The sequence below is a fragment of the bacterium genome (assembly GCA_026708055.1).
Classification (GTDB): Bacteria; Actinomycetota; Acidimicrobiia; order Acidimicrobiales; family CATQHL01; genus VXNF01.
The window spans coordinates 1-19383 of the sequence record JAPOVS010000061.1; the positions used below are offsets into that span (position 1 = coordinate 1).

General features: G+C 69.7%; 15 protein-coding genes. 3 read left to right on the forward strand and 12 right to left on the reverse strand.

From position 1 onward, the window contains the following. The 7 genes from OXG55_13925 to OXG55_13955 form a co-directional block, all read right to left on the reverse strand. Window positions 1-181: hypothetical protein (locus OXG55_13925; protein ID MCY4104338.1), on the reverse strand; the 181-nt coding region annotated here is incomplete at its 3' end. Beyond that, complete coding sequence (locus tag OXG55_13930) at window positions 178-1980, reverse strand: hydantoinase B/oxoprolinase family protein (GenBank protein ID MCY4104339.1); 1803 nt, start codon at window positions 1978-1980, stop codon at window positions 178-180. The genes OXG55_13930 and OXG55_13925, both read right to left, overlap by 4 nt. Window positions 1981-2131: 151 nt before the next feature. Then, complete coding sequence (locus OXG55_13935) at window positions 2132-3952, reverse strand: hydantoinase B/oxoprolinase family protein (GenBank protein MCY4104340.1); 1821 nt, start codon at window positions 3950-3952, stop codon at window positions 2132-2134. Continuing rightward, window positions 3949-6000, reverse strand: a complete 2052-nt coding sequence (locus OXG55_13940) for a hydantoinase/oxoprolinase family protein (GenBank protein MCY4104341.1) — start codon at window positions 5998-6000, stop codon at window positions 3949-3951. Before OXG55_13940 ends, OXG55_13935 begins: the two co-directional genes overlap by 4 nt. Window positions 6001-6055: 55 nt before the next feature. Then, window positions 6056-6997, reverse strand: coding sequence for an SMP-30/gluconolactonase/LRE family protein (locus OXG55_13945; protein ID MCY4104342.1), 942 nt, complete (start codon window positions 6995-6997; stop codon window positions 6056-6058). A 33-nt stretch (window positions 6998-7030) separates the two neighbouring features. Beyond that, window positions 7031-7942, reverse strand: coding sequence for a dihydrodipicolinate synthase family protein (locus OXG55_13950; protein MCY4104343.1), 912 nt, complete (start codon window positions 7940-7942; stop codon window positions 7031-7033). A gap of 72 nt (window positions 7943-8014) precedes the next feature. Then, window positions 8015-8497 carry a nucleoside 2-deoxyribosyltransferase gene (locus OXG55_13955; protein ID MCY4104344.1) on the reverse strand — a complete coding sequence of 161 codons (483 nt, stop codon included), beginning with the start codon at window positions 8495-8497 and terminating at the stop codon, window positions 8015-8017. 228 nt (window positions 8498-8725) lie between these two features. Here OXG55_13955 and OXG55_13960 point away from each other — a divergent pair, with 228 nt between their 5' ends. Continuing rightward, window positions 8726-9670 carry an NAD(P)-dependent oxidoreductase gene (locus OXG55_13960; GenBank protein MCY4104345.1) on the forward strand — a complete coding sequence of 315 codons (945 nt, stop codon included), beginning with the start codon at window positions 8726-8728 and terminating at the stop codon, window positions 9668-9670. 39 nt (window positions 9671-9709) lie between these two features. On the opposite strand, the gene OXG55_13965 is transcribed toward OXG55_13960, so the two are convergent. Beyond that, on the reverse strand, window positions 9710-10936 hold the full coding sequence (locus OXG55_13965) for an aspartate kinase (GenBank protein ID MCY4104346.1): 1227 nt from the start codon (window positions 10934-10936) through the stop codon (window positions 9710-9712). A 63-nt stretch (window positions 10937-10999) separates the two neighbouring features. On the opposite strand from OXG55_13965, the gene OXG55_13970 reads away from it, so the two are divergent. Further along, entirely contained in the window at window positions 11000-12043 is a 1044-nt protein-coding gene (locus OXG55_13970; protein ID MCY4104347.1) for a peptidylprolyl isomerase, read from the forward strand. A 132-nt stretch (window positions 12044-12175) separates the two neighbouring features. Here OXG55_13970 and OXG55_13975 read toward each other — a convergent pair whose 3' ends face one another. Genes OXG55_13975 through OXG55_13990 form a run of 4 tightly spaced genes read right to left on the reverse strand, consistent with a single transcriptional unit; the run spans window position 12176 to window position 15187 of the window. After that, window positions 12176-12838 (reverse strand): Type 1 glutamine amidotransferase-like domain-containing protein, encoded by a 663-nt coding sequence (locus tag OXG55_13975; protein MCY4104348.1) that lies wholly within the window; start codon window positions 12836-12838, stop codon window positions 12176-12178. Further along, window positions 12835-13491: a hypothetical protein gene (locus OXG55_13980; protein MCY4104349.1), complete on the reverse strand. Its 657-nt coding sequence runs from the start codon at window positions 13489-13491 to the stop codon at window positions 12835-12837. Before OXG55_13980 ends, OXG55_13975 begins: the two co-directional genes overlap by 4 nt. Next, window positions 13461-13634, reverse strand: a complete 174-nt coding sequence (locus OXG55_13985) for a hypothetical protein (GenBank protein MCY4104350.1) — start codon at window positions 13632-13634, stop codon at window positions 13461-13463. Before OXG55_13985 ends, OXG55_13980 begins: the two co-directional genes overlap by 31 nt. Next, on the reverse strand, window positions 13631-15187 hold the full coding sequence (locus tag OXG55_13990) for an acyl-CoA carboxylase subunit beta (protein ID MCY4104351.1): 1557 nt from the start codon (window positions 15185-15187) through the stop codon (window positions 13631-13633). Before OXG55_13990 ends, OXG55_13985 begins: the two co-directional genes overlap by 4 nt. Before the next feature lie 473 nt (window positions 15188-15660). On the opposite strand from OXG55_13990, the gene OXG55_13995 reads away from it, so the two are divergent. After that, on the forward strand, window positions 15661-19113 hold the full coding sequence (locus OXG55_13995) for a DEAD/DEAH box helicase family protein (protein MCY4104352.1): 3453 nt from the start codon (window positions 15661-15663) through the stop codon (window positions 19111-19113). Window positions 19114-19383: the final 270 nt, after the last annotated feature.

The following is a 19383-nucleotide window of genomic DNA, read 5'->3' on the forward strand; positions in this document are numbered from 1 at the left end:
GGTCGCCGCGCAGGCGGGTCCGCAGGTGGATGTCGGCGACTTCAGGGGCACAGAACGGCACGTCGTCCCCGTCGACGTCCTCCAGCCAGACGTGCCGAGGCACGTTCTTGCCGCAGTAGGCGCAGTTGTACACGTCGAAGGACAGGTACATCGGCTCCCGCTCGATCCAGCGTCCGCTCATGGCGTCTCCAGCCGCTGCGACGTCGGCGTGGCGCCCCAGGAACCGTTGCGCCGCTCGACCACCAGCCCGTAGTCGCGCTGTGCCGCCTCCGGCGTGACGAGCCCCTCGGCCACGTCGGCCACCACCCTGTCGGCGGAACGCGCCAGGGGATCGCCCCAGCCGCCGCCGCCCGGCGCCACGATCTTCACCTGGTCGCCGCGGCGCAGGCGGATGTTGGAGAACTTGGAGGGCGACATGGTGCCGAACTTGTCGCTGAAGGTGCTCCAGGACTCCTCGCCGCCGAGGCGCACGTAGATGCCGCTGTTGGCACCCGGCTTGCCGCCGTGAATCCCGAACGGGTCCACGCGCATCCGATTGAAGATGGCACTCACGGTCACCTCGTCGGCGACCATGGTCAGGACGCGCTCGATGCCCAGGCCGCCGCGGTTGAGCCCCGGCCCGCCGGAGTCCTCCAGCAGGCGGTAGGAGTCCACCCGCAGCGGGTAACGCGACTCGAAGACCTCCACCGGCGTGTTCCGGCAGTTGCCGTTGATCACGATGATCTGGCTGTTGCCGTCGGCGGCGGGGCGACCTCCCCAGCCGATGCCCTCGAAGTGGAAGTGCGAGTACAGGTCATCGGTGTCGGGGTGCTGGCCGCCGAACAGGAAGCAGCAGGAGGTGCCGCCGAGGGAGGCCGGGATGCGTTCGGGCAGCGGGTCGGCGAGGGCGCCGAAGATGATGTCGGTGATGCGGGGGGACACCTCGGTGTTGCCGCCCACCAGCGGCGCCGGGAACTCGCAGTTCAGGATGGTGCCCGGCGGGGCGATGATGTTGATGGGGCGGTAGCAGCCCTCGTTGCGCGGGATGGTGGGGTCGGTGATGTGCATGAAGGCGTTGTAGACCGCCGAGGCCGTCACGGCGTAGGTGGCGTTCATGGGTCCGGCCGCCTGGCCGTCGGAGCCGGTGAAGTCGCACGCCACGTTGCCGCCGTCCACCACGACGGTGCAATCGATGACGTAGGACCCCTCGGCCACCCCGTCGTCCTCGATGATGTCGCTGAAGCGGTACTCGCCGTCGGGGATGCGGCGGATCTCCTCGGACATGCGCCGCTCGGCGATGTTGATCAGATCCTCGGTGGCGGTGGTGACGGTGTCGTAGCCGTAGGTGTCGATGAGGCCGGTGAGGCGGCGCTCGGCCACGTTCAGCGAGCCGACCATGGCCATGAGGTCCCCGTAGGTGACCTTCGGCGTGCGATGGTTGGCGAAGATGATCTTCCAGACGTCCTCCTGCGGTACGCCCTCGCGCTGCAGCCACAGCGGCGGGATGCGCAGGCCCTCCTGGAAGATGTCTGTGGCGTCGCCCGCCAGCCCCCCCGGCGCCTTGGCACCCGGCTCGGCCAGGTGGGCGCAGTTGGCCACGAAACCCACGATCTCGTCACCGTGGAAGACCGCCTTCAACAAGGTGTGCTCGGGAATGTGGCCGCTGCCCCGGTAGGGATCGTTCATGATGATCACGTCGCCCGGGCGGTAGATGTCGGGACCGAGCTCGTCGATCATCCACTCAACGGTGAACTTGATCGTGCCGATCTGGGAGGGGCAGAACTCGGCCTGGGCGCTCAGGCGGCCCTTGGCGTCGAACAGGACGCAGGAGAAGTCCAGCGACTCGTTGAACATCGGCGAGTAGGCGGTGCGCATCATGGCGATGCCCATCTCGCGGCAGGTGGTGGCCAGGTAGTTGTCGATCACCGTGAGCGTGACCTGATCAGCCACCAGGTCGGCGGCCACCGGGCGGTTCTCCGGGGGCGTGAGCAGAGCGGTCATCGGCTCGCCTCCACGGTCATCACCTCCTCAGCGGTCGAACAGGCCTGCCTGCCCATCCCGTGAGCGTAGTTGAGTGCTCCACAGGTGCCCCACGCCCACCCAGGGCGCCGGACTCCGGCTTTCGCCGGAATGACGCACGACAGCGCCGCCATCACCGAGTGGTGGGAGCGGCGGCGAGTGCAGCCCTCGCCTCCGCCGGCGTGGCATCCCAGGTGCCGCCACGGTGCTCCACGACGAGGCCGTAGTCGCGCAACGCCCCCTCCCGTGTCACCAGGCCCTCGGCCACGTCGGCCAGCACCCGGTCGGCCGAGCGCTCCAGCGGATCACCCCAGCCGCCGCCTCCGGGCGCCAGGATCTTCACCTGGTCGCCTCGGTGCAGCGCGATGTTGGAGAACTTGGAGGGCGACATCGTCCCGAACTTGTCGCGGAAGGTGCTCCAGACCTCCTCGCCGGCGAGACGCACGTAGATGCCGCTATTGGCGCCCGGCTTGCCGCCGTGGATGCCAAACGGGTCCACCAGCATCCGGTTGAACAGGGCGCTGACGGTGATCTCGTCGACCACCATCGTGAGGATGCGCTCGACGCCGAGGCCGCCGCGGTTCAGCCCGGCGCCGCCGGAGTCCTCCAGCAGGCGGTAGGACTCCACGCGGACCGGGTAGCGGGTCTCGAAGATCTCCACCGGCGTGTTGCGGGCGTTGCCGATGATGACGATGACCTGGCTGTCGCCGTCGCCGATCGGGCGGCCGCCCCAGCCGACGCCCTCGAAGTGGAAGTGCGAGTACAGCTCGCCGGTCTCGGGGTGCTCGCCGCCGAACAGGAAGCAGCAGACGGTGCCGCCGTGGGAAGCCGGGATGCGTTCGGGCAGGGCGTCGGCGAGGGCGCCGAAGATGATGTCGGTGATGCGGGGGCTGAGTTCGGTGTTGCCGCCCACCAGCGGCGCGGGGAACTCGCAGTTCAGGATGGTCCCCGGCGGTGCGATCACGTTGATCGGCCGGTAGCAGCCCTCGTTGCGCGGGATGGTGGGGTCGGTGATGTGCATGAAGGCGTTGTAGACCGCCGAGGCCGTCACGGCGTAGGTGGCGTTCATGGGTCCGGCCGCCTGGCCGTCGGAGCCGGTGAAGTCGCACGCCACGTTGCCGCCGTCCACCACGACGGTGCAATCGATGACGTAGGACCCCTCGGCCACCCCGTCGTCCTCGATGATGTCGCTGAAGCGGTACTCCCCGTCGGGGATGCGGCGGATCTCCTCGGACATGCGCCGCTCGGCGATACCGATGAGATCCTCGGTGGCCGTCGTCACCGTCTCGTAGCCGTACGTGTCGAGGAGGCTGGTGAGCCGCCGCTCGGCCACGTTCAGCGAGCCGACCATGGCCATGAGGTCGCCGTAGGTGACCTTGGGCGTGCGGTGGTTGGCGAAGATCAGCTTCCAGATGTCCTCCTGGGGAACCCCCTCGCGTTGCAGCCACAGCGGCGGGAGCCGCAGCCCCTCCTGGAAGATGTCGGTGGCGTCGCCCGCCAGCCCGCCGGGTGCCTTGGCGCCCGGCTCGGCCAGGTGGGCGCAGTTGGCCACGAAGCCCACGATCTCGTCGCCGCAGAACACCGCTTTCAGCAGCGTGTGCTCGGGGATGTGGCCGCTGCCCCGGTACGGGTCGTTCATGACGATCACGTCGCCCGGGCGGTACACGTCCGGGCCGAGTTCGTCGAGCATCCACTCGATGGTGAACTTGATGGTCCCGATCTGGGAGGGGCAGAACTCCGCCTGGGCGATCATCCGGCCGGCGGCGTCGAACAGCACGCAGGAGAAGTCCAGCGCCTCGTTGAACATCGGCGAATAGGCGGTGCGCATCATGGCGACGCCCATCTCGCGGCACGTGGTGGCCAGATAGTTGTCGATGACCGTGAGCGTGACCTGATCGATGGCGAGGTCGGCCGCCACCGGCGGGCTGTCCGGGGGTGTGAGCAATGCGGTCACGGGCTCACCTCGACGATCAGCACGTCCTCGGGTGTGCGGCGCAGGTGCATGCCCGGCTCCACGAGCGTCGTGGATCCCTCCTCGGAGACGATCAGTGGACCTTCGAGCACCGTGTCGATCGGCATCGCCCGGCGGTGCAGAACGCGACAGTCCACCAGCCCGTCGCCGCCGAAATGCACCTGCCGGGTGGTCTCGACATGGCCGCTCTCGCGCTGCACGCGGGCCAGGCGCGGATGCGGGATAGCGCCGATGGCCGAGACCCGGAAGCTGACCATCTCGATGACGGCGTCGGCGATCACGTACTCGTACATGGCCTGGTGGCGGTCACCGAACGCCTGATAGGCCAGCTCCAGCTGCGCAGCGGCGCCGTCGGCGTCGAGCGCGTCGATCGGCGGCACCTCCACCTCGGTCTCGTAGTTCTGCCCCAGGTAGCGCATGTTGATGGCGTAGCGCAGCCCGCAGTCGCCTTCGAAGCCCTGGGCACGCAATTCCTCGGTGGCCGCGGTGGCGATGGTGGCGAAGCGCTCGGCCACCTCGGCGGGGCCGACCCTGTCGGAGCGGAACGACTGGGTCCAGAGCTTGTCGACGCGCAGGTCGCCCAGCAGCAACCCGAGCGCCGAGAAGCTCCCGGGGAAGGGCGGAACCACCAGCGTGGGGATGTGCAGCTTGCGCGCCACGGCGGCGCCGTGCAGCGGACCGGCCCCGCCGAAGGCCAGCAGGGCGAAATGGCGCGGGTCGTGGCCCCGGTCGATGCTCACCATGCGGATGGCGTTGGCCATGTTCTCGTCCGCGATCTCCACGACGGCGTGCGCCAGCTCCAGCGGCGACATGTCCAGCCCCGCCGCCATCTCGGCGGCCCCACGGCCGGCGAGGTCACCGTCGAGGCGCATCGCCCCGCCGCAGAAGTACCCGGGGTCGAGATGGCCCAGGACCAGGTTGGCGTCGGTGAGGGTGACCTCGTTGCCGCCGGCCCCGTAGCAGATGGGCCCGGGATCGGCGCCGGCGCTCTGCGGGCCCACCTGCAGGAAGCCGCCCGCGTTCACCCAGGCGATGGACCCGCCCCCGGCGCCGACGGTGTGGATGTCCATGAGCGGGATCGCCGCCGGGATGCCCCACTCCACCTCGTATGAGGTCGTGTAGCCCACGTCGCCGCCCAGGATCAGCGCCACGTCCGCGCTGGTGCCACCGACGTCGATGGTGACCACGTTCTCGAGCCCCAGCAGGCCGGCAACGTGGCGGCTGGCCACGGCGCCCCCCGCCGGCCCCGACATGGCCAGGTGGATCGGATGGTCGGCGGCGGCGGTGGCGTTCATCAGGCCGCCGTTGGACTTCATCATCGCCCAGCTGACGTCGATGTCCGCGGCTTCGAGCCCGCCGGCAAGACTCGCCACGTAGCTCTGCATCAGCGGCTTGACGTAGGCGTCGGCGATGACGGTGCTGGACCGCTCGTACTCCCGCCAGATGGGAGCGACCTCGTGGCTCACCGACAGTGGCAGATCGGGGAATCTCTCCCGGAGAGCGTCCGCCAGCGCCCGCTCGTGGTCGGTCTTGAGATACGAGAACAGGAGGCACACCGCCAGAGCCTCGAGCTCACCGTTGGCGGCGATCCGCTCGCAGAGGTCGTCGATCGCCTCGGGCGCCAGAGGTGTCAGGACCTCGCCGTCGGCGGTGATGCGCTCGGCGACGCCGAAGCAGTCCCGCCGGCTCACCAGCAGGGGCCGGGGCTTGTTCCAGGTGAGGTCGTAGAGGAACTGCCTGTTGACGCGCTGGATGTAGGGGATGTCCTCGTGACCCGCCGTGCAGATGAACCCCACCCGGGCGCCCGCCCGCTGGATCATGGTGTTGGTGGCCACGGTGGTGCCGTGCACCAGGAAGGCGATGTCGTCGGGATCGGTGCCGGATGCTCCGATGGCGCCCAGGAAGGCCCGCAACGGCTCCGCCGGTGTGGACGCCACCTTCTGCGACGTGACCGTGCCGTCGGAGGCGTCGAAGGCGATCAGGTCGGTGAACGTGCCCCCGGTGTCTATCCCGATGCGGGTCGAGGTCATGGTGTCTCACCGTCGGTGCCGCGGTTCATCGGTCGGATCATGTCCCGGTCCTTGGTCAGCCCAGCGGTTCGGTGACCGTCATCATGGCAGCGAACGGGTATATACCGGAAACCGCCGTCGGGCAGAAGTTGAGTACCTGGCCGCGAACACCCCAATCGACGGCCAGCATCTCCCCCGTGTCGTCCACGGTGATGAACAGCATGGTGTGGTCGGGACCGCCGAAGCAGACGTTCGTGGGCGACGCGCCGCCGCACGGGATTCGGCCCACCTCTGCGCCGCCGGCGTCGTAGACGTAGACGTGACCCGATCCGAAATGGGTCACGAGCAGGTTGCCCTCGCTGTCGAACGCCATCCCGTCGGGACCCGAGACCGGGGCGTCGGGAACAGGCGGTTGCCGGCAGAAGAGCCCGCGGCCCACCGCCGCGCCCGTCCCGACGACGTCGTAGACCCACACGCAGCTGCGCAGGGTCTCGGCCACGTAGAGACGCCCGCCGCGCAGAGCGATGCCGTTCGGGAACGCCATGCCGCCATCGATCCGGTGCAGTTTCCCGGCGGCGGCGTCGTACCCGTACACGCCACCGATCGGGTTCTCCAGCGAACTCCCCCACGGATCGGTGAAGAAGCAGCCGCCGTCGGCGTCGAAGCAGAGATCGTTGGGGCCGTTCAGCGGCTCGCCCTCGAACGAGTCGACCCAGCGGCTGCGCGTGCCGTCGGGGCCGACCCGCAGGATCGCCCGGTGGCCTTCATCGGTGACATACAGGGCGCCGTCGGGGCCGAACGCGAGCGCGGCCGGCAGTCCCGCCACACCGTCGGCTCCGGTGTTGAGCAGTCGCCTCGTCCGGCCGGGCGCGCTCAGGTTGGTTGCACAGATGTCACCGCCGCGGGTCGGCCAAGCCGCGTCCCGCGTGAAGGAGCAGACGTTGAGGATCCAGCCGTCGGGACCGGCGGTCGGGCCCTCCGGCGCGCACAGCTGCGAGGCGAACGTCCTCGACGCCATGACGGCTGCCCCGGCGACCCGTCGCCGCTGCGACTAACCGTCGACGGCCTCGCGCAGGCGCCCGACGAGCCGGTCCACCTCCGCCAGCGTCTCGGGGTCGGGGTCGTAGCCCGACGGCTCCCGCCGGCGGGCGCTGGTGAAGATCCCCTGCTTGACGAGGAGATGCTTCTCGATGGCCACGAAGGCGTCGAGGCTGTCCATGAGCGACACCAGGCGGGCCAGCGGGTCGGCAATGGCCTCGATGCGCGCCTCGTCGCCGGCCTCCAGCGCCCGCCACAGGGCGACCAGCGCCCACGGCGTGTCGGCTGCCGGCATGGTGCCGACGATGCCCCGCCGGTAGCTGTCCACCAGGGCAATGCCCCCGGAGCCTTCGAAGACGCGCGCCCGGCCGCCCGTGGCGTCACGCAGTTCGCTGAGGCGCGGTCCGATCGGCACCGCCTCGGGTTTGAACAGCACGCGCTCGCCGTAGGTCTCCAGCAGGTCGGCCTGCATCTCGATCGACATCGGCCGGCCCACGTAGCCGCTGGCGTCCTGGACGACCACCGGGACGTCGATGGCCGCCAGCAGTGCCTCGTAATAGGCGGACAGCCCGCTGTCCGACACCCCCACCGAGATGGGTGGGATGGCCATGACGGCGGTGGCGCCGACGCTCTCGGCGTGCCGGGCGAGGTCGACGGCAACCTTCGTGCTCTCGGCCCCGACCGAAACGATGACCGGGCCGTGCGGGAGTCCCAGATCGCAGGCGAGTTCGGCCAGGCGCCGGCGCTCTTCGGTGCTCAGCCGCAACACCTCCGACACCATCGCCAGCACGATCCCGTCGACTTCACAGGCGTACACCCAGTCGATCTCCGCGGCCAGGGCCGCGGCGTCGATGTCGTCGTTGCCGTCGAAGGGCGTCTGGAAGACCGGGAAGACCCCGGCCAGCGACTCGGGCGGGTACTGCACGGCGGCGATGCTACCCGCGCAGGCCGGAGGACTCAGGAGTGCCGGGCGCCGAGCGCCGGGCGCGCAAGGGGACTAGGGCAGCGACTCACCCCGCAGCCAGCGGACCAAGGCCTTGCCGGGATCGGCGATCTCCCCCACCGAGTTGTACCAGTAGTCCTCCCATCCGTCCTCCGACAACCCGGTGAAGACCATGAGGTTGAGGGGATAGGCCTCACTGTCGGCACAGCGGCGAAAGTCGTCGCGGAACAGGAACGTCGGCTTGCCCCAGGCGATGGCCATGCCCAGTTCCACCATGACGCCCTCGTCGGGCGGGCAGCCGTTCACGACGGCGAAGATGCCGTCGGCCTCGCGTACGAGCCGCATGTCGTTCTGCCCCACCTTGTAGGCCCAGCCGGTCTGACCGATCCAGCCCTCCTGGTCACCGAGGGCGAACGGCTCCCACGGCTCGGCGCCGACGTCCTCCAGGGCGGCGATCAGATCGTTGAGCGGCCCGGCGCGCTGCGCCGGCGAGAACCCGTAGGGATTCGCCAGGTACAGGGTCCTGTTCCCGCTCACGACATCCGCCGACCTGCGGGCGGGGTGTCGACCTCGACACCCCGGATTGCTTGCAGCGACATCGGGCGGAGCCCCGCCGGTGAGTCCGGCAACCAGTTCATGCGCGGATGGTAACCCGGACGCCCCCGCCCGGGTCACGTGCGGGGGCCGGGATCACGCCAACGGCGGCGGCTTCGGGGCGGTGTCACTAGGGTGTCGCAAGCAGGGACCACGACCCGGGGGGACGTGATGGCTGACAACGGGAGTGACCATTCGGGTGCCGGCGGGAGCGATGCGAGCGCGCCGCGCGTCGGATTCATCGGTCTCGGGAACATGGGATGGCCGATGGCGGCCCACGTCGCAGCCGCCGGGCTGCCACTGCGAGTCCACAACCGGACCCGCAGCAAGGCGGAGGCGTTCGTCGAGCACGTCGGGGGCGACGTGCGGATCTGCGAGACGCCGGCGGAGGCAGCGGCGGGCAGCGACGCGGTGCTGAGCATCGTGTCGGACGACGCGGCCGCCACGGAGGTGTTCACGGGGCCGGACGGCGTCGCCGCCGGCATCGCACCGGGAGCCGTCGGCGTGGAAATGAGCACCATCAGCCCGGGTTGCGTCCGCCGCCTCGCCGGAGTGATGGAATCCGTCGGCGCCTCACTGGTGGACGCCCCGGCAGGCGGCAGCGTCTCGACCGCGGAAGCAGGCGTGCTCCTCATGATCGCCGGCGGCGGCGCCACCGCCGTCGAGCAGGCCCGGCCGGCCCTCGAGCCCTTCAGCGGCAGGATCGCCCACGTCGGCGGCCAGGGATCGGGCGCAGCCATGAAACTGGCCCTCAACACGCTGGTGCACGGGCTCGTGAACAGCGTCGCCGAGGGGCTCGTGCTTGCCGAAGGGGCCGGGATCGACCGCGAGGTGGCCTACGACGTGTTCGCCGCCAGCCCGCTGGGCTCACCGTTCTTCCAGTACCGCCGCGACTGGTACGAGCGCCCCGGCACCCAGCCCGCCATCTTCCGCTTGGACCTGGCGATCAAGGACCTCCGCCTGGCACTGGACCTGGCCGCCGAGGTTGGACTGGACCTGCCGCAGATCGCCAGCAACCACGGCGCGCTGCAGGCCGCCTCGGCGGCAGGCTTCGGTGACTATGACGTCGCCGGCGTGGCCGAGTCGCTGCGCGGCAAGCGCCGCAGCGCCGACTGAGCCCCCGGAGGCCGCGCCGCCAGCGCGGTCACCGGGTGGCTAGGAACCTGCCGCGCCGTCGAGGCCGAAGGCGTCGTGCAGGACCGCGACGGCCTTGACGACGTCGTCCTCCCGGACAACGCAGGAGATCCGGATGGCCGACGTGGAGATCATCTCGATGTTGACACGGCCGGCGCCGAGGGTCTCGAACATGGTGGCAGCCACGCCCGGATTGGTCTTCATCCCGGCGCCGACGAGACTCACCCGCCCGATGCCCTCGTCGGAAGTGACCGCGCCCGCCCCGATCTCGTCCGCCAGTCCCTGTGCCACCGCGCGACCGGCATCGAGCTGTCCCCGCGGCACGGTGAAGGAGATGTCGGTCACGCCGTCCTCGGAGACGTTCTGCACGATCATGTCCACGTTCACATCCAACTCGGCGAGGCGCCGGAACAACGTCCCGGCGATGCCGGGCCGATCGGGCACGCCGGGCACGGTGATCTTCGCCTCGGAAGTGTCGTGGGTGACAGCGGAAACGATGGCCTGCTCCATGGTGGGATCCTCCTCGCCGATCCAGGTGCCCGGCTCCCAGGTGAACGCCGAGCGCACATGCAGCCGCACGCGCCGGGCGCGGGCCACCTCGACGGACCGCATGGCCGGCTTCGGGCAGCCGGTCGCGGTCATCTCCAGCATCTCGTCGTAGGACAGCCTCTCGATGCGCCGAGCCCCGGGGACCACCCGAGGGTCGGCGGTGAACACTCCGGAGACGTCGGTGTACAACTCGCAGGCGTCGGCACCGAGCACGTGCGCCAGCGCCACCGCGGTGGTGTCCGAGCCGCCGCGGCCCAGGAAGGTCTCGTCGCGGTCGGTGGAGACTCCCTGGGAGCCGGCCACGACCGGCACCCGCCCGGCGGCGATGGCGACGCTGACGCGCTCGGGCCGGATCTCCAGGATGCGGGCGTTCCGGTGCGTGGTGTCGGTGAGGAACCCCGCCTGGCTGCCCGTCAACGACTCGGCGGGCACACCGCGATCGGCCAGGGCCATGCACATCAGCGCCGTGGCCTTGCGCTCGCCCGCGGTGATCAGCATGTCCATCTCGCGCCCGGGCTGCCGGTCGGCGACCGCCGAGGCCAGGCGCAACAACTCATCGGTCTCGCTGCCCATGGCACTCACCACCAGCACGACGTCATCGCCCTGCAGGCGCCTGAAGCGGACCTGCTCGGCGATATCGCGCATCCGGTCGGGCGTCGCCACGGACGTGCCGCCGAACTTCTGAACCAGGAGAGCCATAGCAGTCACGGTAACGCCGCCCGCCGCCACTCTGCGCCCGCGCGGCCGGTAGTTTTCTAAGCCATGGGAACAGAGAAGCGTGCCCGCCAGAAGGCCGGGACGCTGGCGCGCCGCGAGGCGGCGCAGCAGGCCGCGGCGCGAGCCAAGCGCAGGCGCACGATCACGAGGGTCGCCGTCGTGGCGTTGGCCGTCCTGGGGATCTTCCTCGGCCTCACCCTCACCGGCCGGGAGGACGAACCCGAGGGGACCGCCCCGCCGCCGCCGGTGGGCGCCGAGGTCGTCGCCGAGGCCGACGACACAGCCGACAGCGACGGCGCCCTCAGCGACGACATGATCGGCGAGGCCCCCATCGGCACGACGACGGTTCCTGCCACCGTCGCCGATGAGGACGCAGCGACTGAGACCGAGACGGCCGGCGACGACGCGACCGCCGAGGAGGACACCGGCGAGGAGGCGGCGGCAACTCCGGAGACAACTCCGGGCGACGGCCCGGACTACGTGTCGTACACCGCCGAGGATTACGGCGCCGGGCCGTGCGGTCCCCCCGAAGGGGTCGCCGAACCGGTGCTGGACTTCGATGGCGCACCGATGCTGTGCATCGACACCTCCGTGCCGCACACCGCCACCTTCGACACCTCCCGGGGCGTGGTGCGAGTGGCGCTGGACGTGGCCAACACGCCGGGCACGGTCAACAGCTTCGTGAACCTGGCGCGCTTCGGCTACTACGACGACACCCTCGTCCACCGCAGCGCGCCGAGCATCGGCATCCTGCAGGGTGGTTCGCCCCACACCGACACCGCCGCCGACCCCGGGCCCGGCTACACGCTCTGGGACGAGGGAACCGGCTTCACCTACCGGCCCGGCCAGCTGGTCATGGCCCGTCGCAACGAGCCCAACAGCGCCGGCGCGCAGTACTTCTTCACGGTCACCGAAGACGCCAGCCTGCTCGACGGACAGGGCACCTACGTGGTCTTCGGTGAGGTCATCGAGGGGCTCGACGTGCTCAGCGACATCCTCGCAAGCCACGTCGACGAACCCGACAATCCCCTCGGCGGCTCCCCGGACCCGCCGGTGACGGTCAACACTCTGACCATCGAAGTCGGCTGAACGGCCCGCTCGGAGCTTGCCGGCATCCACCGGCAGCGCCGATCGAGCCGATCGGCAATGGCTTTCCGGCCTGCGCCGGGATGACAAAGAACCCGTGACCGGCGCCCCGCCGGAAGTCCCCGCTTCTCCGGCTCAGGACGCCGGGTCCGTCGAACCGACCCGTGTCCCGTCCCGGTACAGGACCACCTCGCCTGAGGTCTCCCAGGAGCCGTCGGGTCTGTGTATCAGGGCACTGCGCTCGTTCACGGCGGCCACGAGCAGGCCGGGCGGCGCCAGTTGGACGGTACGGGAGATCCGCTCCGCCGACAGGGTGTCGGCACGGGAGATCATGGCCAACTCGTCGGTGAGTCCAAGGCCCAGCGTGAAGGCGCCGCCGCGGACGTCCACCATGTGATCGCACAGCACGTTTCCGCCCGCACCCGCGCCTGCCACGGTGGCCCCGCCTGCGTAGGCCCCCGCGAGGGCCTCCCAGACGGCGGTGCGCAGCAGCGCAGAGCGGGCGTGCAGGGGCGACCCCCCGGTGAGATAGATCATGGCGGCCCCCGCCACCGCGGCCGCCGCCTCCGGGTCGTCGGCGTCGGCCCGCCGGTAGACGTCGAGCCAGCGGCAGCCGGCCCCGAGCGACCCGAACCATTCCTCGGCACGCGCCCGCAGCTTGGCGGGATTCTCATAGGCCGTGGCGGTCGGCAACACCACGACCTCCGGCGCGCCGCACTCCGCCAGCAGGACGGCGTCGAAGTCGCAGCCTGCGGAGAACTCGCCACCCCCCACGAACGCCAGGGTTCCCCGACTCACGGCGACGCTCCTGAAGCGCCCGGATCAGCGTGGGGGGCAAGCCGATGCGGATCGGGACGGGCGGCACCGACGACCACTCGCAACAGACCCCGGGGGCCTCCCCGCAGCGGGCGCCTCTCCAAGGAGGTCACTTCGAAGCCACCCGCCCAGAGCGTCGCGGTGACATGGCACGCCATCGACATACCCCAGCGGCGCCGGGCAAGGCCATCCAGACGCCGGCGCCAGCGGCGGGCGTCGCCATCGAGTTCCACGAACAGCAGCCGGCCGTCGGAGGCCACGAGCGGTCGCAGCATCGCCACGAGCGTCTCCAGGCACGGAGCGGCCGCCATGGCCCCGAACGAGCAGACCACATCGAACGGTTCATCGCCCCTGGTGCCCAACGACTGCGGCGGGGCCACCACCAGCTCGCGGACCGACTCGTAGGCGAAGCCGCCGGCCAGCGGGCCGCGGATGTCCAGAACCCGCCCGGTGGCCCGGCGCTGCATGTCAAGCACCTCGGGGCGCAGCAGGCGCCGGAGCTTCCCGCTGCCGCCGGCCAACCGCATGTTCGAGCCGGGATCGGCCACCGCCCAAGCCCGCTCCCCCGATGGCCCGACGTCCTCGGGCATCGCCGGGCGGACGCTCAGCGCCACCAGCGGCCGGCGAACCGCCACCCGGACCGGACCGGAGCCGCACGGCGTGCCTCCGGTCGCTGCAGCAGCAGCCGGACCGCGGCAACGATCGCCGCAACCTCGTCGTCGTCGGGCGGCGGTGTCACCGTGAGGATCGGCCCAGCGGCGTCGCTCGGGTTGCTCACAGCGGGATGACGCCGTGCTTTCGGCGGGGGCGCTCGGCGCGCTTCGAACGCAGCGCGTCGAAACCGGCGATCACCTTCCGCCTGGTGTCAGCCGGGTCGATGACGTCGTCGATGTACCCGCGCTCTGCGGCGACGTACGGGTTTGCATAGCGCTCGATGTAGTCCTCCACCAACTCGTCACGGCGGGCCTCGGGGTTCTCGCTGTCGGCCAGCTCGCGCCGGTGGAGGATCTCCACCGCGCCCTGCGGTCCCATGACCGCCAGCTCCGCCGACGGCCACGCGAAGCACAGATCCGAGCCCACGGACTTGGAGTCCATGACGACGTAGGCGCCTCCGTAGGCCTTGCGTGTCACGACCGAGATGCGCGGCACCGTCGCCTCGCAGTAGGCGTACAGCAACTTGGCACCGTGGCGGATGATGCCGCCGTACTCCTGATCGACGCCCGGCAGGAACCCCGGCACGTCCACGAGCGTCAACAGCGGAATGCCGAAAGCGTCACAGGTGCGGACGAACCGCGCCGCTTTGGAGGACGACTCGATGTCCAGGACCCCGGCCAGCACCCGGGGCTGATTGCCCACGACACCGACGGTGTGCCCGTCGAGACGGCCGAATGTGCAGACGATGCTCTGCGCCCAGTGAGGGAAGTACTCCAGGTACTCGCCGTCGTCCAGCACCGAGGCGACCACATCTCGCATCTCGTAGGGCAGGCTGGAACTCTCGGGCAGGACGGTGCGCAGTTCGGGGCAGCTGCGGTCCGGCGAGTCGAGGGGTTCGTAGTGCGGGGGATGCTCGAGGTAGTTGGAGGGGAGGAAGCTCAGCAGTTCCTTCACCGCGTCGAGGGTGTCGTGCTCGCTGTCGCGCACGAAGGTCGCCACGCCCGACTTGGTCGCGTGGCTGCGGGCCCCGCCGAGGTCCTCGAGGGAGACCTCCTCGCCGGTCACGGTGCGCACCACGTCGGGGCCAGTGATGAACATGTGCGACTTCTCGCGCACCATGAAGATGAAGTCCGTGATCGCCGGGCTGTAGACCGCGCCGCCCGCGCACGGACCGAGGACGACCGATATCTGCGGCACCACCCCCGAGGCGCGCACGTTGCGCGAGAAGATGCCTCCGTAGGAGTCGAGGCTCACGACCCCCTCCTGGATACGCGCTCCGGCGCCGTCGTTCAGACCGATCACCGGCGCCCCGGTGGTGACGGCAAGGTCCATGACCTTGTGAATCTTTGCGGCGAACACCTCGCCCAAGGCGCCTCCGAAGACGGTGAAGTCCTGAGCGAAGACGAACACCTTGCGGCCGTCGACGGTGCCCCAACCCGTCACGACGCCGTCTGTGTAGGGCCGCTCGGCGAGCCCGCTCTCGGTGGCCCGGTGCCGGGCCAGCATGTCGAGTTCATGGAAAGAGCCAGGGTCCAGCAGGTAGTCGATGCGCTCTCGGGCAAGCAGCTTGCCCTTGGCGTGCTGGCGCTCCACCGCCCGCTCGGGACCGGCGTGGGTGGCCTGTTCCTTGCGCTTGGCGAGTTCGGCGAGGCGTTCGGCCATGGAATGATCGGCCATAGGCATCGAAGCGTACAGGAGCATCTCAAGCCACCCCGCCACCGAGTCACGCACCGGTGGCGGCTGCATTGGGCGACCAGACCCTCACCGGCGACGAAGCCCTCGCGCAGCCGCACTGGTCGCCATAGCGACTCGAGAGGCGCCGGTCCCCAACAGCGCACATCTCGTCGGGCTGCGCTTGCAAGCAGTCCATCCGGGGCGACGGCAGATCCCTAGAATCGGCAAGAGATCGCTGACACAGCGCACGAGTACCCTCGATTTCGCAGGGTACGGGCGACCGTAGGGCACGAGTAACCCGAGCGACGCACCCAGACCCAAGTCCCGACGAACCGCGAAGATCGAGTACGTCTGAAGACACCGCCACGGACATTGCCAGCGACGCTGGTTCAGCCCTAGACGTTGCGCTCGCCGAGCTTGATGCGAACGCCCGGCAGCAAACCGACGGCCGATGGCTCGAACTCCTGACTGCGGAGGTGGCGCCGCACATCCGTGACTGGCACGTGGACGGTTGTTGGCGCTGGGAGGACTGGCCCGACCGCGACGAGGTGATGCCCGAAGGCACACCCGAGGTGGATGTCGGCATTGACCTCGTCGCTCGCCGCCGCGACGACGGCGGGTGGATCGCGATTCAGGTCAAGGCTCGCAGGCTCAATCCGGTCGGCGAGGGCGAGCGGGTCACCTCGGGTGAGTTGGACAAGTTCCTGTCCGCTGCCGCGAATCCTGCCGTTTGGGCCGAACGCTGGCTGGCGGTCAACGGCGCCGTCCCGCTGGGCGGGCATTCACCGGGCAAGGTCAGCATGTCGGGCGCTCCGGTGCAGGTCGTGAATGTCGCACAGGCCGTCCAGTCGCAGTGCACCGCCCTGGCTGCCGGCATGGAAACCGATGCGTGCCCGCACTGCGAGGCCGGCACGGGCGGTTCCCCGGCGGACACGGAGGAGCCGCCGACGCAAACGCGCTCATGTATGCAGCGAGAAGCGGTGAGGACGGCGGTCGAACGTCTCCGCGCCAACGAGCAGGCCGATGAGAAGAACATCCCGCGAGGCGAGGCGCGTGGCCGCATTGTTTTGCCGTGCGGCACCGGCAAGACACGCATCGCGCTGCGGATCACGGAAGAACTGACCTATCCCGGTGAGTTGTCGGTGGTCCTGTGCCCTTCGATTGCGCTGGTTGCACAGATCCGCCGCGAGTTTCTGCAGCACGCCCGAAGGCCGATGCGGGTGATGGCGGTGTGCTCCGACCAAGGCGTCGCCGCTGACGAGGAGAAGGTCGCCAACGACGACGACGCCACACTCGACAGGGGCTTGGCGACGACCGAGGAGATCAAGGGATGTCCGGTCACCACCGATGCCGACGAGATCGGCAATTGGATACGGCAGCGGCGCAACGGCGCGTGCAGCGGCTCGGTGAGCGTGGTCTTCGGCACCTACCAGTCCGCGCGGCGCATCTCGGAAGGCATCGCGAAGGCTGAGGCCTCGGACGCATTCAAGGTTCTGGTCTGCGACGAAGCGCACCGCACCGCGGGAGTGCGCCGCCGCAAGCGCAGCACCGCCGCGGAGGACAGGCTGCGGGAGTTCACGCTGTGCCATGACCGCGAAGCCTTCCCGGCGACGTACCGCGTCTACCAGACCGCGACGCCGCGCATCTACGGAGACAGTGCTTTGGCAGAGGCGTCGGGCCGCGCCGACCGAGCCGACTTCGTGCTGCGTCAGATGGACGATCCGGAGATCTTCGGAGTCGAGCTGTACCGGCGTTCCTACGCCGATGCGGTTCGCAATGGCTGGCTGTCGGACTATCGGATCATCGCCATGGCCGTCGGAGGGCAGGAGGCCACCGACATCGCCAACGAACTCGTCCGCGAAGCCGACGAACAGGCGGCCCTCGACGCCGAGGCGGTGCGGGCCGCGGCCGGGCGCGGGCACCGGGTCAAAGCGCCTGGCCGCCGAGCCGGTCGGCTGCCGAGCACCGGCGACTACCTCAAGGGGATGGCGTTCGCGCTGGTGATGGGCGGCGCGGCCCGCGCGTCGGACGGAGGCCGCGTGCTGCTTCGGTCCTGTATCGGGTTCCTGAACACGATTGCCCGCAGCAAGGCGATGACATCGGTTCTGCAATCCGCGGCGGTGCGGGAATGGGTCGCCAAGCGGGCTGACGACGCCGCATCCGAGTACCGGCTGGAGCACCTCGACGCATCTTCGCCGGTGGCAGGCCGCGACGAAGCCAAACGGAGGCTCGCCGCCGCCACATCTGAGGAGCCACACGGTGTCCTGAACGTCGGGATCTTCGGGGAGGGCACCGACTCTCCATCGCTCTCGGCGGTCGCGTTCCTGGAGCCGCGCAAGTCGCCGATCGACGTGGTGCAGGCCGTCGGCCGAGCGATGCGACGCGCCGAGGGCAAGGCTCTCGGCTACATCGTCGTGCCGGTAGTCATCCCGCCGGGCGTGGACGCCGAACGCCACCTCGCCATCAGCGACAAGCACGAGGGCTGGCGGGAACTCGGGGACATTCTCCAGGCACTACGAGCGCACGACAAGCGCATCGAGGACGCTCTGCCGGAGATGTTGACCATTCAGCTTCCCCCTGAGCCTCCGCCGCAACTGGAGTTGAGGACCGCCGTCGCGGTCGGCAGGCCGGACAGGACGAGATTGGAATACGCGGTCGTGACCGGCAGCCGAGACCGGGCCGAGGACACCGCCCGTGCTGCGGTGCGAGAAGACCGCCCTCTGCTGGACTACGACAACACCGAGCCATTCGACGAAGCACGATGGCAGGCACTCAAGGACGAGCCGACGTCGCTGATCGTCCACGTGAAACGACCCGATGGCAGTACCGCGACCCGCGAGGACTCGGTGGTTCGCCACAAGCCCAAGCCGAACCAGCAACAGGGTCACGTCAATCCAAGGCAGACGAAGCGGCGCGCCGGTCAGGTAGCCCAGGGCAAGCGGGGGCGCGAGTTGCCCGACCCCGCCGAACGCGCCCGTCGGCGAGCCGAACGCGATGCCCAGAGGCAGGCCGCGTTCGAAGGCCACGTCCAGGGTGTTCTGCTCGACCTGTCAGAACAGCTGGGCGGACACGTCGCGATGCACTTGCTGGAGAAGTCCGGCCTCACCGGCAACAAGGTCAAGCGCGACCTGAACCTGCTGGCCGACGCCGTGAACGAGGCCGCGCGGCACCTGCACGACGAGGCGGGTCTCGCTGCTGAGACGGACGCTCACTTCGGCCTCGACCGCCTGGCCGCGCCGAAGCAGGGGAAACCGCGCGCCGACGGCGCGACCGTCGCAGCGCTGCTATGGATGAATGCCGCGATGCTGCATCAGCGCATCCATGCGGGCGGCTGGCTGGGCCGGAGGGGAATAGACCCGCTCGCCGACATCAAGTCCTCGCCCGAACCCGAGCAAGGGTTCGGCGACTCGTGGAACTCCATAGCCCGACAGGACTTCCTCCCGGTCATCGAACCGGCGACCCTGGCGCTGACGGCGGCGCGGCGAACCGGAGCCTTCCCGATACTTGACAGCAAGGGCGTGGACGTCCAGCAGACGATCGAGGGCGCGCCCGACGAGCACTGGGTCTGGGAGGGGAACGGCCCCGCGCCCATCCTGTCCAAGGCTGGGCACCTGTTCCTCACCACTGGCCAATGGATGCCAGCCACCCGATTGACGGCGCTGGCCACTACCGAGGCGCATGTCGGAAGGGGCTGGCGTCCGGTCACGGGAGCAACCCTCCGACAGGCGCAAGCACTGGCGGTATTCGTCAACTCCACGGTCGGACGGATGGTGCTGATGCGCCTCGGTGGGCGCTTCCTGCACTTCCCCAACTACAACACCGCTGCGGTCAACGCCCTGCCCATCCCCAACATCAGCGACCGCGCGTGTACGGAGCCTCTCGCCGACTGTTCGGAGGCCACTCGAGGCGAGGTCGTGCCGCAGTTCTGAGACGGCTACACCGAGGTGCGACGCCGTTGGGACGCTGCGGTTTGCGACGCGCTGGCATGGGATATCGACGAGATCACAAGACTGGGTGAGATGCTCGCACGCGAGCCTCGTGTCAGGGGTGTCGCGTACGGGCAGTGGAAGGCATAGCTGAAACTCGCCGCCATCCGATCCGCGGTCCGCACGACTGTGGGATCGAGCCCGGCTGAGCCGGCTCCGCACCGACCAGACCCAGTTATGCCGCCGAGCGCCAGGGAGTCGCTGTAAGGGAGT

Bases quoted from the DNA above. Each gene is read 5' to 3' on its own strand.
- OXG55_13930 (MCY4104339.1), bottom strand. From the start codon at position 1,980: ATGACCGCTCTGCTCACGCCCCCGGAGAACCGCCCGGTGGCCGCCGAC.
- OXG55_13945 (MCY4104342.1), bottom strand. From the start codon at position 6,997: ATGGCGTCGAGGACGTTCGCCTCGCAGCTGTGCGCGCCGGAGGGCCCG.
- OXG55_13970 (MCY4104347.1), top strand. From the start codon at position 11,000: ATGGGAACAGAGAAGCGTGCCCGCCAGAAGGCCGGGACGCTGGCGCGC.
- OXG55_13940 (MCY4104341.1), bottom strand. From the start codon at position 6,000: ATGACCTCGACCCGCATCGGGATAGACACCGGGGGCACGTTCACCGAC.
- OXG55_13960 (MCY4104345.1), top strand. From the start codon at position 8,726: ATGGCTGACAACGGGAGTGACCATTCGGGTGCCGGCGGGAGCGATGCG.
- OXG55_13990 (MCY4104351.1), bottom strand. From the start codon at position 15,187: ATGGCCGATCATTCCATGGCCGAACGCCTCGCCGAACTCGCCAAGCGC.
- OXG55_13965 (MCY4104346.1), bottom strand. From the start codon at position 10,936: ATGGCTCTCCTGGTTCAGAAGTTCGGCGGCACGTCCGTGGCGACGCCC.